We start from the raw sequence: 14,407 nt of genomic DNA on the forward strand, positions 1-14,407 counted from the left end.
CCTCAAAAGAGGAGATTCAATTATTCTTGAATATGACGGTCTAAGTTCTTCTGATAATCAGCATTTGATTTGGCTTTTTCATCAGCAAATTTCTTACGGAACTCATCCATTTCTTTAGACGTTACAATCTTGTCTTGTAATTTTTGGTACTTGTAGCTGTGTTCACTTGTCTTATCACCTACCCAACCATCTGCACCGCTACCTGGAACTTTCTTCGTTATTAGCATTTGGGCACCATCTGAGTATACAGGAATAACCAAGGCACTATCTGTTAACCAAGCTTGAGCTTTAGCATATTTAGAATAACGTTTTTGCAGATCTGTTTTCTCACCACTAGCATCCGTAATTAACTCTTTAAACTTATCTAAACCAACAGCTTTGATTGCCGGATTATCTGTACCTGGTGCTACACCAAGTGCTCCTAGAAGAGTTGGGCCAGACGTTGGATCAAATACATCTAAATAGGTTGATGGATCTGCATAATCAGGACTCCAACCACTATTTACATTGATATCCCAATCAATATTGTCAGTTGATGTTGCAAATACTGTCATATTTCCCAATTCATCATCAGAAACTTGTTGAATGTCAATCACTATATTTTCAGAGCCTAAGGCTTCCTCAATGGATTGTTTATAAGATTGGGCTTGACGAATAAAATCTGTCTGAGTAGAGGAAACTGGAAGGTCTAAATGAACGGGGAACTGTACTCCATCGGCTTGAAGTGTTTTCTTAGCAACTTCAAATTTAGCTTTAGCCTTGTCTACATTATGAAGTGAATCTTGTGCATCATCAAGACTCACGTCTTTCCAAGCGCTATCCAACTTATCCAGTTCTTCCTTAGCTACTTGCCCAAACGACTGCTCTCCAACTTGGACAAATGTTGGAGGGGTAAAACTTGTACGTAATTTACGAGGTGCCACTTCGTCCCCAAATACTTGAGATACTGCAGCCGTACGATCTGCAGCGAAAGCCAAGGATTGACGGAAATCTTTATTCAACAAAGCCTTTTTAGTGGATGATTTTTCCACATCACTTGTTTTAGCAGTATGGTTATAAGCTACACGATCAATATTAGTAGACATATAGAATACGCCACCTCTTTGTTGACCATATACAATATTATCCTTGTACTTTTCTTTTAGACGTTCATAGTTGGCAGAATTTTTAAAGAGAGGTGCCGCTGGATAATGTCCTTCATCAAAGCCACGTCCAAGAGAATCGGCATCCTGACCATCAAAGAAAGACAATTTAATATCATCAATAAAGACATTTTGCTTATCCCAATAGTTTTGATTTTTGGTCATCTCAATGGAAGATTTAGATGTCAATCCCTTGAGGAGGTAGGCACCATTATAAAGAATGCTTGTTACATCAGTCGCCTTCCCAAAGTCATCTCCTTTAGAAGCCAAAAAGTCCTCGCTAATTGGGGCAAGAACGCCCATTGTTGTCTTAGAATTCCAGAAAGATTCTGGATGGTTCAAAGTGTAAACAACCGTATAATCATCTGTTGCTTTTACACCAACAGTAGAGAAATCTGTTGTTTTCCCATTGACATAATCGTCCAAACCTTGAACCGAGTCTTGAACCAGATAAAGAGCCTGTGATTTCTTATCAGCTGCGTGCTTCAGACCAGTTACAAAGTCCTGAGCTTTGACTTCACCATACTCTTCGCCTTCATTGGTATACCATTTGACACCCTGACGGATTTTATAGGTATAGGTCAAACCATCTTTTGAAACAGTCCAATCTTCTGCAACTGATGGAACCAGATTCCCATATTGGTCATTTTCAAGTAGACCGTCAATAACGTTCCCTGTGACCTGTTTTGTACTCTTGTTACCAGAAACTGTATAATCCAGAGTCGTAGGATCTGTAGAGAAGACATAGGTATAGGTAACAGGTTTAGTAGCATCTTTACCACCTGTTGAACACGCTGCTAGCATAGCTGCCGAGAGTATAGCTACACCAGCTGCTAGAAAAACTCGTTTTTTCATAGTAAGGACTCCTTTAAACATTTTATGAGTTCATTATAGCACTTTTAAGAAGAAAAGTAAGGAAAACAATCTCAATATTATTATGTTTTTTAAAAAACCAATCAATTATTTTTTAAAGTGCTTACATCTAATTGGATGTCTTTAATTGGCTTGTTTTTGTGATATAATAGTCTTATCTTTATATAGAGGTAGAGTTATGAAAGAAACTGTTTATTTTGGAACTTACACACGTCGTACTTCCCAAGGGATTTACAAGGCTGACTTTGATACAGAAACTGGTCAGCTTTCAAACCTAGAACTTTTTGCAGCTGAGCCAAGTCCAACCTACCTTGCCTTTGACCAGCACCAACACCTATACACTGTTGGTAGTCAAAATGGCAAGGGGGGCATTGCAGCCTATCAAACTGACGGGACTTTATTAAATCACGTCGTTGAGGAGGGAGCCCCCCACTGTTATGTTGCCGTTGATGAAAAGCGTGATTTGGTCTATGCAGCCAACTACCATAAAGGACAGGTCCTTGTTTATAAACGTCAGGAGGATGGGAGTCTTTTACTTAGTGATGTAGATCAACACAGTGGCCAAGGTCCACATGAGAATCAAGCTTCCCCCCATGTTCACTATACAGATTTAACACCTGACCACTATCTAGTGACCTGTGATTTGGGTACTGACCAAGTTATCACTTATGACCTTGATCAAGAAGGGAAATTATCTAAGCTCTATACCTACAATAGTATTCCTGGAGCTGGTTCTCGTCATATTGTTTTCCATAACCACTATAAAATCGCTTATCTCATTTGTGAACTCAATAGCACTATCGAGGTTTTAATCTACGATGGCGTTGGCGAATTTGAACGTATGCAGGTCATTTCAACTTTACCAGAAGCTTACGAAGGCTTTAATGGAACCGCTGCTATTCGTCTCTCTAAAGACGGTAAATACCTCTACGCTTCTAACCGTGGCCATGATTCTATCGCAGTATATACCATCCTTGCGGACGGTAGCTTAGAGTTGCTAGAAATCGTTCCAACACATGGTCAGACCCCACGTGATTTTGATTTGACACCTGACCAAAAATTTCTCATTGCTGTCCACCAAGACTCTGACAATGCAACTGTCTTTAAACGTAATTGTGACAATGGTCGTCTAGCAGAACTTTCCAACGACTTCCATGTTCCCGAAGCAGTCTGCATCCGTTTTGCTCCTTAATAAAACATATAAAAAATGAACTTGGAATTTTCAAGTTCATTTTTTCTTATAGTCTATTTCCGACATTAATACGGTTAATGGCACGTTGCAGTGCAATCTTAGCACGACGTTCTTGGTCAATCAAGTGTTTGTCTTGTGCTTCTTCAATTGCACGTTCTGCACGAAGTTTGGCACGTTCTGCACGACTGATATCGATATCACGAGCACGTTCTGCAGAGTCAGCGACGATTGTAATCATATCATTGGCAATTTCAATAACGCCACCGTTTACTGCAATCCAGTTCACGTGATCTTCGTCATCAATACGTTTTACCTTTACTTCATCAACTGCTAAAACCGCAATCATATTTTCATGTCGTGGCAAGATCCCCATCTCACCATCCAGAGTTCGAACCGATACATAGCTGGCATGGTGATCATAGACGAGACCATCTGGTGTCACGATCTGGACAGTTAACTGAGCCATAGATCACCTCTTAAAATCCCATTTTTTCAGCTTTTGCAATCACATCTTCGATAGAACCTACACCACGGAAGGCATCTTCTGGTAAGTGGTCGTATTTACCATCAAGGATTTCCTTAAAGCCACGTACAGTTTCAGCAACTGGAACATAAGAGCCTGGCTGGCCAGTAAATTGTTCCGCAACGTTGAAGTTTTGTGACAAGAAGAACTGGATACGACGGGCACGAGCCACCAAGGTCTTTTCTTCATCAGAAAGCTCATCCATACCAAGGATAGCAATGATATCTTGCAATTCATGGTAACGTTGAAGGACACGTTTTACTTCTGCAGCAACTGCATAGTGCTCTTCTCCAACGATTTCAGGTGCCAAGGCACGTGAACTTGAAGCAAGTGGGTCAACGGCTGGGTAGATACCCAATTGTACCAACTTACGTTCCAAGTTTGTTGTTGAATCCAAGTGAGCGAAGGCTGTTGCTGGCGCTGGGTCAGTATAGTCATCCGCTGGCACATAGATAGCCTGGATAGAGGTTACAGACCCCTTCTTAGTTGATGTGATACGCTCTTGCAATTGCCCCATTTCCGTAGCAAGTGTTGGTTGGTAACCAACGGCTGATGGCATACGACCCAAAAGGGCAGATACTTCTGAACCAGCCTGAGTGAAACGGAAGATATTATCGATAAAGAGAAGCACGTCTTGGCCTTCCACATCACGGAAGTATTCAGCGATTGTCAAACCAGTAAGGGCAACACGCATACGTGCTCCTGGCGGCTCATTCATCTGACCAAATACCATGGCTGTTTTCTCGATAACGCCTGATTCTTTCATTTCCCAGTAAAGGTCATTCCCCTCACGAGTACGTTCCCCAACACCGGTAAATACTGAAATACCACCGTGTTCTTGGGCAATGTTGTGAATCAATTCTTGGATTAAGACGGTTTTACCAACTCCGGCACCACCGAAGAGTCCAACTTTACCACCTTTAAGGTAAGGGGCAAGAAGGTCGATAACCTTAATCCCTGTTTCAAGGATTTCAGAAGAGGTAGACAACTCATCAAAAGTTGGAGCTTTTTTATGAATTGGCTGACGCTCTGCGTCTTCTGTAAAAGGAGCTTCCAAGTCAATGGTATCTCCCAAAACATTGAAGACACGTCCCAAAGTTTCTTTACCTACTGGTACAGAGATTGGACGACCTGTGTCCAATACTTCCATTCCACGAGTCAACCCATCTGTTGATTCCATGGCGATAGTACGGACCATACCATCTCCTAACTCCAAGGCTACTTCAAGGACGATTTTTGTTTTTCTTTCGTCATTTTTGTAGACGACAAGTGCATTGTTAATCTCAGGAAGTTTTTCCCCTGCTGCAAACAAGACGTCTACAACGGGACCGATAACCTGAGCAATTTTACCTGAACTCATCTCCTTCTCCTATTCTATATAAGATACTGTCGGTTCCTAGTTCAACTAGGTCCTAAGTTCATTTTCATACGAGCTGGGCTAGAGCCTATTCTAAGGCACTAGCACCTGCTACGATTTCTGTAATTTCTTGTGTAATCGCCGCCTGTCTGGCACGGTTATACTGAATTGTCAAATCATTGATGACTTTCTTAGCATTATCTGTCGCTGTTTGCATGGCTGTCATACCAGCAGCATTTTCAGCTGTCTTAGCATCGATAATAGCACCGTAAATCATACTTTCTGCAAATTGAGGCAACAACTGCTCCAAAATTTCTTCTCGGCTGGTTTCCAATTCAAAAGTCAAGCTATATTCTTCATCCGCTTCATTTGGATCCAAATCCACAATTGGGAGCATTTGTTCCACACGCATCTGGCTTGTCAAGGTATTGACATGGTGGTTGTAACAAACATAAAGCTCATCAAAAAGTTCATTTTGGTACATTTCAACAGTTTTTGAAATAATCTTACGAACTTGATCAAAGCTAGGTTGGTCTGCCAAGCCACGTAGTTCATAAAGTGGTTGAATACCACGGGCCTTAAAGAAATCAGCTCCCATTCCACCGATACAGATCATTTCAAAACTTGTACCGTCTGGGTGGTATTCTTCCTTCAACTCCATAACAGCTTTCAGAATAGAGGAATTATAACCTCCAACCAAACCGCGGTCTGAAGTAATGACGATATAACCTGTCTTCTTAACTGGACGGCTAATCAACATGGGATTAGTTGAACCACCAGCTCCATTACCATGAAGGATGTCTGTCAAAAGTTTGCGAACTTTCTGAGCGTAAACTTGGAAGTTGCGAGCAGCTTCTTCAGAGCGACCTAGCTTAGCAGCCGATACCATTTGCATGGCATTAGTGATTTGACTCGTATTTTTTGTTGAGGCGATTTTTGTTTTAATATCATTTAGAGATACTGCCATCTGACACCTCTATTCTTATTGGAAGCTAGATTGATTGAGAAACTCTGTAATCGCAGCATCCAAGACTGCTTCTTCTGGCAAGTCTTTTGTATCACGAATGGTTTCCAAAATCTCTGGATGTTGAGCATCAAAGAAGGCATGGAACTCTTCCTCGAAACGAACAATATCATCTACTGGAACAGTATCCAAGAAACCATGTGTCAAAGCATAAAGAATGGTTACTTGTTTCTCAACAGGCAATGGTTTATGAACAGGTTGTTTCAATACTTCAACTGTACGACGTCCACGGTTCAATTTAGCCTGTGTTGCCGCATCCAAGTCAGAACCAAACTTAGTGAAGGCTTCCAACTCACGGTATGAAGCAAGGTCAATACGAAGTGTACCAGCAACCTTCTTCATGGCTTTGATTTGTGCAGAACCACCTACACGTGATACAGATGAACCCGCATCGATGGCTGGACGAATACCCGCATTGAAGAGACCATCGCCAAGGAAGATTTGTCCATCAGTGATAGAAATCACGTTGGTTGCGATATAGGCAGAGATATCTCCTGCTTGTGTCTCGATAAATGGTAGGGCTGTAATTGATCCACCACCAAGTTCATCAGAAACTTTAGCTGAGCGCTCAAGCAAACGGCTGTGAAGATAGAAAACATCACCTGGGAAGGCTTCACGACCTGGAGGACGACGAAGCAAGAGTGACAGTTCACGATAAGCTACCGCTTGTTTTGATAGATCATCGTATACAATCAAAACATGCTTCCCTTGGTACATAAATTCTTCCGCCATGGCAACCCCAGCATAAGGAGCTAGGAAAAGCAATGGAGATGGTTGTGAAGCAGAAGCTGTCACAACGATTGTGTAGTCCAAGGCACCGTACTGACGAAGTGTTTCTACTTGCGTACGAACTGTTGATTCTTTTTGTCCAATTGCGACATAGATACAGATCATATCTTGATCTTTTTGGTTCAAGATTGTATCAATCGCAATGGTTGTTTTCCCTGTCTGACGGTCACCGATAATCAACTCACGTTGACCACGACCAATCGGTACAAGGGCGTCAATAGCTTTCAAACCAGTTTGCAATGGTTCTGAGACTGACTTACGTTGCATGACACCAGGAGCTGGCGCTTCTACTGGACGAGTTTTATCTGTGTGGATTTCTCCAAGACCGTCAACTGGACGACCAAGCGGATCCACAACACGACCAATCAGACTTTCACCTACTGGGACTTCCATGATTTTACCTGTACGGCGGATTGTATCGCCTTCACGAATATCTGTAAAGTCACCTAGGATGATAATACCAACGTCTGTTGACTCTAAGTTTTGAGCCATACCATAAGAACCGTTTTCAAAGATCAACAACTCTCCACTCATGGCATTTTCAAGGCCGTGAGCACGCGCGATACCGTCCCCGATATAGGTTACAACACCTGTTTCAGTCACATCAAAATTGGGTTTGAAATTTTCAATTTGTTGCTTAATTAAAGCGCTGATTTCTTGTGCGTTAATTGCCAAAAGAACACCACTTTCTATTTCAAATTTTCTTTAACAACTTTAAGTTGTTGTTTAATACTCACATCAATTGTCTTGTGATTGGCAAAAATAACAAAACCACCAATGAGACTTTCATCGATTTCTTCTTTTACACTCCTTACTTTCAGAGACATTTTCTTCTCAATCAAAGGGAGCAAACGACTCTTTTGTTCATCAGTTAGAGGATGAGCAGCAGTAATCGTCACTTCAAATCGATTTGTTTCTTTTTCAAGTCGGTCCAAGCAATCTACAAGCACATCATAAAAAAGATTTACTCTGTGATTGTAGGCCAGAACCTGGATAAAGTTTTGTAATAAAGGTGACACAGAGTCTTGGAAAAAAGCAATCGTTTTTTTCTTGTCAGACTCATCTACTGTCACTTTTTTTAAAAAAGAAGGTAAACCTGTTTCTTCAGCAACTTGCTTGATTTGAGTCAAGTCTGAAAAGATACGGGCTTCTTCTCCTTTTTCAAGTACCAATTGGACAAAAGGCATGCTGTATTTTTCAATTACCTTTACTGTTTTCTTGTCCATTAAGCTTCTCCTAGCTGATCGATATACTGATCAATGAGTTCTTTATGGGCATGACCGTCAAGGTTTTGTGAGATGATTTTACCAGCTAGGCTGATGGTCAAATCTGCTACCTCACCCTTAACGCTTTGTAAAGCTTCAGCTTTGTTTTGAGCAATTTCTTGGTTTGCTTTTTCTTTTAAGCGTCCTGCTTCTAGTTTAGCATCTACTAAAATACTAGCCTTACTTTTCTCAGCTGTTGCTTTCGCATTCTCAATGATTGCCTTGGCTTCTTTACGGCTACCAGCCAATTCATCTTCGCGTTTTTGAGCCAATACTTCTGCTTTTTGACGGGCTTCTTCAGCACTGTCAATATCAGTAGCAATTTTTTCAGCTCTTTCTTCGAAAATGCCTGTAATATTAGACCATGCAAATTTTTTAATCAAGACTAGCAAAAGAATAAAAGAGCCAGTGATTAAAATAAAATTACCAATCAATTCACCTACTGTTACGTGCATCAGTTACTCCTTTCTATTCCTCTTCAATATTAATCTTATTCCCTAAATACACAGATGTCAAAAGAGTAAAGACATAAGCTTGGATGCAGGAAATAAAGACAGAAAATGCAGTCCAAGCCAAATTAGCTCCAAAGGCTACTGGATACCAATAAATAGCTTGGTGGGAAAGAAGAAGTAACAAACTCGTCATGACCTCTCCTGCAAAGATATTCCCAAAAATCCGCAAAGCCAAAGATAAGAAGTTTGTAAATTCTTCCAAGATATTCATCGGTATGACAAAAACAGGACTCATAAAAGATTTTATACTTTTTTTAAATCCACGACGACGAACGCTTTCTATATGTGTCAACAAAATGACAAGAAAAGATAAGGTTAAGTCATACTGTAAATTAGCGGTTGGCGAACTCCACCAGTTAGTCCCATCGATCGTTTGAAGCTTTGTCATTAAGCCAAGGTTATTGGCAATCACCATGAAAAGAAATAAACAAAGGAAAAAGAGTGAGTAATCTTTCATGTAGCGCGAACCAATGTTAGGTTCTGTAAATCCAATAACAAAGTCATAGACATACTCAAGTACATTTTGCTTTCCTTTGGGTTTCAAGGTCATATTGCGGCTTGCCCAATAAATAAAGACAAAAATAACTCCCACAATCAACAAGGTCATGGCTAACATAGTCAGATTGAAGATAACAGGACCAATAGAGATGATTGGATTAATACTTTCTTCCATCTAAAATCCTCCCTTTTCTTCTCGTTCCATGTATTTATTTGATAATAAATGAGAAGACAAGAGTTACAAAGAAAGTTCCTTCAATAAAGGCAACACCTAAAAACATCAAACTACGAAACTCAGAAAGCATATCTGGTTGGCGTGCTACTGATTTAAACAGTCCATTCATCAATAAACCTTCACCGACAGATACGCCCATACAGGCAATACATAAGCCTAAAAATGTTAAATTCATAACGAATTCTCCTTTAAAATAAAATTTACTTACTTAGTGTAGTCCTAAAATTTAAATTTGTCAACTTTTTTTGCACATTGGAAGCGTTTAATGAAAATTACTTCCATTTTCTTTCGTATTTCACTCTATTCTGAAAAGCTTGTGTATATTTACTGAAGCTAGCAAGTCTTACCTGTAAATTTAATGAAAGCAACACAAAATCCGAGAGGGGAATCTCGGATTAAGGTCAATTTAAAAAGATAGAGAGTTTTTAGTTTAAATAAATTGTTTTAAAATATCAACAACATCACTTTTTTTCTTAACCTGATAGGAGTTGATTCCCAATTTCTCAACTGCCATTGCATTGTACCCAATATTGCCCAGAAAGACACAAGTTGTAGGATTTAACTGGTATTTATCGATAGTTACTCATATCCATCAGTCCACCTCCATATTCACCTTACAAATCCTTTTGGTAATAATATCTTTTCCCAATGTAGGGATAGTCTTGTAACCTAAAGACTTCCTTGTAGCCATGCCTTTTATAAAAATCTGGAGCTTGAAACTGGTAAGTATTGACAAAAGCAAAACGACAGTTTCGATTCTTAGCTTCAGTTTCTGCTTGCTGCAATAGTTTTGAACCGATTCCTTGCCCTCGCAATTCCTCTTTCACAAACAAATACTCTATCTCCAACCAATTTCCAAAAGTCTCTGCTATCAAACCTGCCAGGAGATTGCCCTTTTCATCTTCGACATAAAGATTAAGTGGCTCACTTTCAGCCTCTTCTCTTTTTGAACGGTTATAAGCACGAATCAAATTCCCAATTTCGTGCGCCTTCTGGGATTCCTTATTTTCCAATCTAAAGTACATCCAAACCTCCTTGAAAACTGATACAGCTTGATTATAGTCTTATTTCAATAGACTGTCAAACTAGAAAAACCCACCAACCTGAGTTGATGAGTTCTTAATCTATTTTCTAAATTTCCACTGGCTATAAATCCCAAAACCGATAATCCAGATAGCTGATCCGATTGCTCCTACAAATGTAGACTCTTGTAAAAAGAGGGTTACAAAGACAAAGGCAAAGAAGAGCATGGTTAAAGGATTTAAGAAACGATAATGGGGCATGAGATAGCCATCCGCCATAAAGTCTGGTGACTTGCGGTATTTAAGGTGAGCTACCATGATCAAGATATAAATGGCAATATAGACACCTGATGATGATGCCGTAATCAAGGCAAAGGCATCCGAAACTCCTGGCAAGACGTTGATAAAGGCTGCTAGGGCAATCAAAATCGCTGAGGCAATGATGGCATTTTGTGGCACATTGTGGCGAGAAAGAGTATCTGCCTTGATAGCCTTTAGGAAGCGATTTGGCGAATCATGAGCAATCTGATACAAATGGCGCCCTGTTGAATAAAGGGTTGAGTTAAGAGCAGATGCTGCTGAGGTCAAAACGACGAAGTTAATCAAGGCTGCTGCCCACTTGATACCGGCCAATTCAAATACTGTAACAAAGGGAGAATCAGCAGAAGCCAGTTCACGCCATGGAATGATGGACATAATGGCCAAGAGGGCTCCGCCATAGAAAAAGACGATTCGTAGAGGAATTTCCTTAACAGCTTTTGGCAAGACATGACGTGGATTTTTGGTTTCAGAAGTTGTGACCCCGATAAACTCAATCATAAGGTAGGCAAAAAAGACCATCTGGAAGGCCATGACAAAGTTGACACCTCCATTTGGGAAGAGGGAGAAATTATCAGCAATATTGGCTAAACTTGCTACTCCATGAGGTGTCTTAAAGCCTGTCAAGACCATAAAGACTCCTGTTGCAATCATGGCTAAAATAGCCACAATCTTAACCATCGCAAACCAAAACTCAACTTCTCCAAAGAGCTTTACCGCAATCAGATTGACCAAGGCTAGAATGGTCAAAAATCCAATCTCAATCATCCAACTTGGCCAAGTTGGGAACCAAAATTGCACATAATGTGCGATAGCAGTGATTTCCGCCATACCGATAAAGACAACAGATAGCCAGTAAGACCAAACCGAGAAATAGCCCCAGCCCTTACCCAAATGGCGTGTGATAAAGTTGATAAAGGTATGTTGCTCAGGGTCTTGGTAAAGCATTTCCCCAACAGCACGCATCATGAGGAACATGAAAGCCCCAGTAATCATATAAATCAGTACAATGGAAGGACCTGTTAGGCTGATAGAGCGACCTGCTCCCAAAAAGAGTCCTGTTCCGATTGTTCCAGCGATTGCCATAACCTGCACATGACGATTGGTCAGACCACGCTCCATCTTGTTTTTTTTCTTTGAACTCATATAGTCTCCAATTTCAATTCAATTTAAAATGGAAAAAGGAGTGAGTGAAGCGCACAGCCTCCCCACTCCTTTCTTCTGTTTTAGGCTGTTTTTTCAACCTTTAAGATTTTTACATCATAGCTACCAACAGGCGTTTCAATGGTTGCTGTGTCACCTGTTTTCTTGCCAATCAAGGCTTGTCCAATTGGGCTTTCATTTGAAACCTTACCTGCAAAGGCATCCGCACCAGCTGAACCTACGATAATATAAACTTCTTCTTCGTCCTCACCAATTTCTTGGATAGTGACTGTTTTACCAATCGCTACTTCGTCCTGGGCAACTGCGTCGCTATTGACGATTTCAGCATAGCGGATTTTTGTTTCCAAGCTAGAGATTTGTCCTTCAACAAAGGCTTGTTCATCCTTAGCTGCTTCGTACTCACTGTTTTCTGAAAGGTCACCGTATGAACGGGCAATCTTAATGCGTTCTACCACTTCTGGACGGCGGACCAATTTCAATTCTTCTAATTCTTTTTCAAGTTTTTCCTTTTCCTCAAGGGTCATAGGATATGTTTTTTCTGCCATTTTTCTCAACTTTCTTCTGATGATATTTTCGAAAGAAAATTATGTGAAGTATCACATAATTTTAGTTTGTTTGGTTTAATTTGCTGTTGACATGTTCAGCGACATTGCGGTCGTGGTCTTCTTGATTGTTAGCATAGTAGACCTTGCCTTCTGTGACATCTGCTACAAAGTAGAGGTTATCGCTCTTAGTTTGATTGATGCTTGACTCAATCGCATCCAGACTTGGACTATCGACTGGACCAGGCATGAGACCTACATTTTTATAAACATTATAAGGTGAATCAATGTTGGTATCAATCGCAACATCCTCAGCTAGGCTGATATTTTGCCCCAGTTTTCCTTGGGCATACAAGATTGCAATGTTACTTTGAAGTGGCATATCACGATTCAAACGATTGTAGAATACACCGGCAATGAGCTTACGATCTTCTGTCTTGGCACCTTCTTTTTCGACCAAGGAAGCAATGGTCAACAACTCATTGACAGTCAAGTTTTTAGATTTGATAGTACTATAATAAGGAGATAGGTTCTTGTCCATAGCTGCCAACATCTCATCAATCAAGCTCTCAATAGTTGTGCTTTCCTTGATAGAGTATGTAGCTGGGAAAAGGTATCCTTCCAAACGATAACGCGCACCGCTGTCTTTTGTAGGCAAACTTTCCAATAAAGTAGGATATTTAGCTACTGCTTGACTGATAAACGTCTCATCTTGAACTTTTGCCAAGAAAGCCTCCGCTGTCAAAGGCTCTTTGAAGTCACCTTGCAATTGACCCACAGCTTGAGCAATCTGATCCAAGGTATAACCTTCTGGAATTGTCAAAGTCGCAAGGACAGGTTCTTGTGGTTCATCTGTTCCACCTTTTTGCAACTCTTTGAGTAAGTCTTCTGTACTCATACTCTTTTGCAAATTGTAGTAACCTGCTTTCAAATCGGTATAATTTTTATACTTAGCATAAAAGCTAAAAATCAGACCATGCTTTACCAAACCAGCTTTTTCAAGCGTCGTACCGATTTCTTGAACGTTTGAACCTTCTGGAATTCCAACAGTCACATATTGTTTCGATGAAGCATCCACAGGCTGTAAAGATGCCTGAACATACTGGTAACCAAAGTAACCACCTGCTGAGAGCAAGGCAAGGAATACAAGGAATGAAATCACAAAGGCTTTCACATGTGACTTCTTCTCTTTCTTAGGCTTAACGGGTTTTGCTCCTTCTCTACGGCTACGACGTGGTGTATCGCTGATGATATCCACTGTTTCTGTAGCAGGCGTAGGTGTTTCTGAACCTGCTTGTTCTGCTTTTTTCTCTGCCGTCTTATAGGAAACAGCTACCCTTGTTGGGGTTTCATTGTATTCTCTTTCAAGTTTCTTAGGTCTAATAGGACCTGGTCCTGGTCTTGAACCACTTTCTTCCGCTGGAGAAGAAGGTACATCTTGACTTGGATGACTTGGAGCACCAGGAGTTTCTCTTTGAATATCATCTGCTGGAGAAGCTGGTACATCTTGACTTGGGTGAGTAGGCACTGTAGGAGCTTTTCTCATAATCTCCTCTACCGTTGACAAGGAATCAGCCATGAGTTCTTCAGCTGAAGGTTCATTTGCAGGAGTGCGAACTACTGCCTTATCTTCTTTCAGAACTTCATCATAGCCTTTTACTTTTTCTAAATCTCTCAGAATCTGCTCTTTAAAGCTTAATTTCTCTTCTTCTCTTGACTTTTCACTCAAAAGTTTTTCCTCCTTGTTGACAATCCATAATATTATATCTTAAAAGTCCAAGAAAAGCAACCTATGATACTTTTCCTAGCTTATTTTTTATACTCGCTAACTTCTCAAAGTAACTTCCACTTGCCTGACCAAAGTGGAAATTAGTCTAAAACGGATTTTTATGGTGGAATTAAGTGTGAGACGTTTGAGTTAGAAACGAGGTCTACTATGACAAAACATAAA

At 40.4% G+C, this 14,407-nt stretch carries 14 protein-coding genes; 1 reads left to right on the forward strand and 13 read right to left on the reverse strand.

What is annotated here, in order from left to right; all coding sequences use genetic code 11:
• Window positions 1-20 precede the first annotated feature (20 nt).
• Window positions 21-1,997 carry a peptide ABC transporter substrate-binding protein gene (locus tag OVN23_RS09455; RefSeq protein ID WP_173253538.1) on the reverse strand — a complete coding sequence of 659 codons (1,977 nt, stop codon included), beginning with the start codon at window positions 1,995-1,997 and terminating at the stop codon, window positions 21-23.
• Between the two features lie 196 nt (window positions 1,998-2,193).
• On the opposite strand from OVN23_RS09455, the gene OVN23_RS09460 reads away from it, so the two are divergent.
• Window positions 2,194-3,207 carry a lactonase family protein gene (locus OVN23_RS09460; RefSeq protein WP_262082097.1) on the forward strand — a complete coding sequence of 338 codons (1,014 nt, stop codon included), beginning with the start codon at window positions 2,194-2,196 and terminating at the stop codon, window positions 3,205-3,207.
• Window positions 3,208-3,253: 46 nt separating this feature from the next.
• Here OVN23_RS09460 and OVN23_RS09465 read toward each other — a convergent pair whose 3' ends face one another.
• The 12 genes from OVN23_RS09465 to mltG all read right to left on the reverse strand — a co-directional run bounded on the left by OVN23_RS09465 (window position 3,254) and on the right by mltG (window position 14,185).
• The gene (locus OVN23_RS09465; RefSeq protein ID WP_000068041.1) at window positions 3,254-3,673 is read right to left on the reverse strand and encodes a F0F1 ATP synthase subunit epsilon; all 420 of its coding nucleotides are present in this window, start codon (window positions 3,671-3,673) and stop codon (window positions 3,254-3,256) included.
• Window positions 3,674-3,683: 10 nt separating this feature from the next.
• Window positions 3,684-5,090: a F0F1 ATP synthase subunit beta gene (gene atpD, locus OVN23_RS09470; RefSeq protein ID WP_000094360.1), complete on the reverse strand. Its 1,407-nt coding sequence runs from the start codon at window positions 5,088-5,090 to the stop codon at window positions 3,684-3,686.
• An 85-nt stretch (window positions 5,091-5,175) separates the two neighbouring features.
• Entirely contained in the window at window positions 5,176-6,054 is an 879-nt protein-coding gene (locus OVN23_RS09475; protein WP_173253307.1) for a F0F1 ATP synthase subunit gamma, read from the reverse strand.
• Between the two features lie 15 nt (window positions 6,055-6,069).
• Entirely contained in the window at window positions 6,070-7,575 is a 1,506-nt protein-coding gene (gene atpA / locus OVN23_RS09480) for a F0F1 ATP synthase subunit alpha (RefSeq protein ID WP_173253306.1), read from the reverse strand.
• 14 nt (window positions 7,576-7,589) lie between these two features.
• Window positions 7,590-8,126 (reverse strand): F0F1 ATP synthase subunit delta, encoded by a 537-nt coding sequence (locus tag OVN23_RS09485; RefSeq protein ID WP_173253305.1) that lies wholly within the window; start codon window positions 8,124-8,126, stop codon window positions 7,590-7,592.
• Complete coding sequence (atpF, locus tag OVN23_RS09490) at window positions 8,126-8,620, reverse strand: F0F1 ATP synthase subunit B (protein WP_112444247.1); 495 nt, start codon at window positions 8,618-8,620, stop codon at window positions 8,126-8,128. The genes OVN23_RS09485 and atpF overlap by 1 nt, the downstream gene beginning before the upstream one ends.
• A 13-nt stretch (window positions 8,621-8,633) precedes the next feature.
• Window positions 8,634-9,350 carry a F0F1 ATP synthase subunit A gene (atpB, locus tag OVN23_RS09495; protein WP_000392851.1) on the reverse strand — a complete coding sequence of 239 codons (717 nt, stop codon included), beginning with the start codon at window positions 9,348-9,350 and terminating at the stop codon, window positions 8,634-8,636.
• Between the two features lie 34 nt (window positions 9,351-9,384).
• A complete protein-coding gene (locus OVN23_RS09500) occupies window positions 9,385-9,585 on the reverse strand; it encodes a F0F1 ATP synthase subunit C (RefSeq protein ID WP_001054562.1) in 201 nt (66 codons plus the stop codon).
• A gap of 439 nt (window positions 9,586-10,024) precedes the next feature.
• Window positions 10,025-10,435, reverse strand: a complete 411-nt coding sequence (locus tag OVN23_RS09505; RefSeq protein WP_173253304.1) for a GNAT family N-acetyltransferase — start codon at window positions 10,433-10,435, stop codon at window positions 10,025-10,027.
• Between the two features lie 99 nt (window positions 10,436-10,534).
• Window positions 10,535-11,896 (reverse strand): amino acid permease, encoded by a 1,362-nt coding sequence (locus OVN23_RS09510; protein ID WP_173253303.1) that lies wholly within the window; start codon window positions 11,894-11,896, stop codon window positions 10,535-10,537.
• 80 nt (window positions 11,897-11,976) lie between these two features.
• The gene (gene greA / locus OVN23_RS09515) at window positions 11,977-12,459 is read right to left on the reverse strand and encodes a transcription elongation factor GreA (protein WP_000818760.1); all 483 of its coding nucleotides are present in this window, start codon (window positions 12,457-12,459) and stop codon (window positions 11,977-11,979) included.
• Between the two features lie 61 nt (window positions 12,460-12,520).
• Window positions 12,521-14,185: an endolytic transglycosylase MltG gene (gene mltG, locus OVN23_RS09520; protein ID WP_173253302.1), complete on the reverse strand. Its 1,665-nt coding sequence runs from the start codon at window positions 14,183-14,185 to the stop codon at window positions 12,521-12,523.
• Window positions 14,186-14,407 lie beyond the last annotated feature (222 nt).

This window comes from Streptococcus sp. Marseille-Q6488 (assembly GCF_946902925.1).
GTDB lineage: Bacteria > Bacillota > Bacilli > Lactobacillales > Streptococcaceae > Streptococcus.

Coding starts and splice junctions, on each gene's coding strand:
- OVN23_RS09455 (WP_173253538.1), bottom strand. CDS start 1,997: ATGAAAAAACGAGTTTTTCTAGCAGCTGGTGTAGCTATACTCTCGGCA.
- OVN23_RS09460 (WP_262082097.1), top strand. CDS start 2,194: ATGAAAGAAACTGTTTATTTTGGAACTTACACACGTCGTACTTCCCAA.
- OVN23_RS09465 (WP_000068041.1), bottom strand. CDS start 3,673: ATGGCTCAGTTAACTGTCCAGATCGTGACACCAGATGGTCTCGTCTAT.
- atpD (WP_000094360.1), bottom strand. CDS start 5,090: ATGAGTTCAGGTAAAATTGCTCAGGTTATCGGTCCCGTTGTAGACGTC.
- OVN23_RS09475 (WP_173253307.1), bottom strand. CDS start 6,054: ATGGCAGTATCTCTAAATGATATTAAAACAAAAATCGCCTCAACAAAA.
- OVN23_RS09485 (WP_173253305.1), bottom strand. CDS start 8,126: ATGGACAAGAAAACAGTAAAGGTAATTGAAAAATACAGCATGCCTTTT.
- atpF (WP_112444247.1), bottom strand. CDS start 8,620: ATGCACGTAACAGTAGGTGAATTGATTGGTAATTTTATTTTAATCACT.
- atpB (WP_000392851.1), bottom strand. CDS start 9,350: ATGGAAGAAAGTATTAATCCAATCATCTCTATTGGTCCTGTTATCTTC.
- OVN23_RS09500 (WP_001054562.1), bottom strand. CDS start 9,585: ATGAATTTAACATTTTTAGGCTTATGTATTGCCTGTATGGGCGTATCT.
- OVN23_RS09505 (WP_173253304.1), bottom strand. CDS start 10,435: ATGTACTTTAGATTGGAAAATAAGGAATCCCAGAAGGCGCACGAAATT.
- OVN23_RS09510 (WP_173253303.1), bottom strand. CDS start 11,896: ATGAGTTCAAAGAAAAAAAACAAGATGGAGCGTGGTCTGACCAATCGT.
- greA (WP_000818760.1), bottom strand. CDS start 12,459: ATGGCAGAAAAAACATATCCTATGACCCTTGAGGAAAAGGAAAAACTT.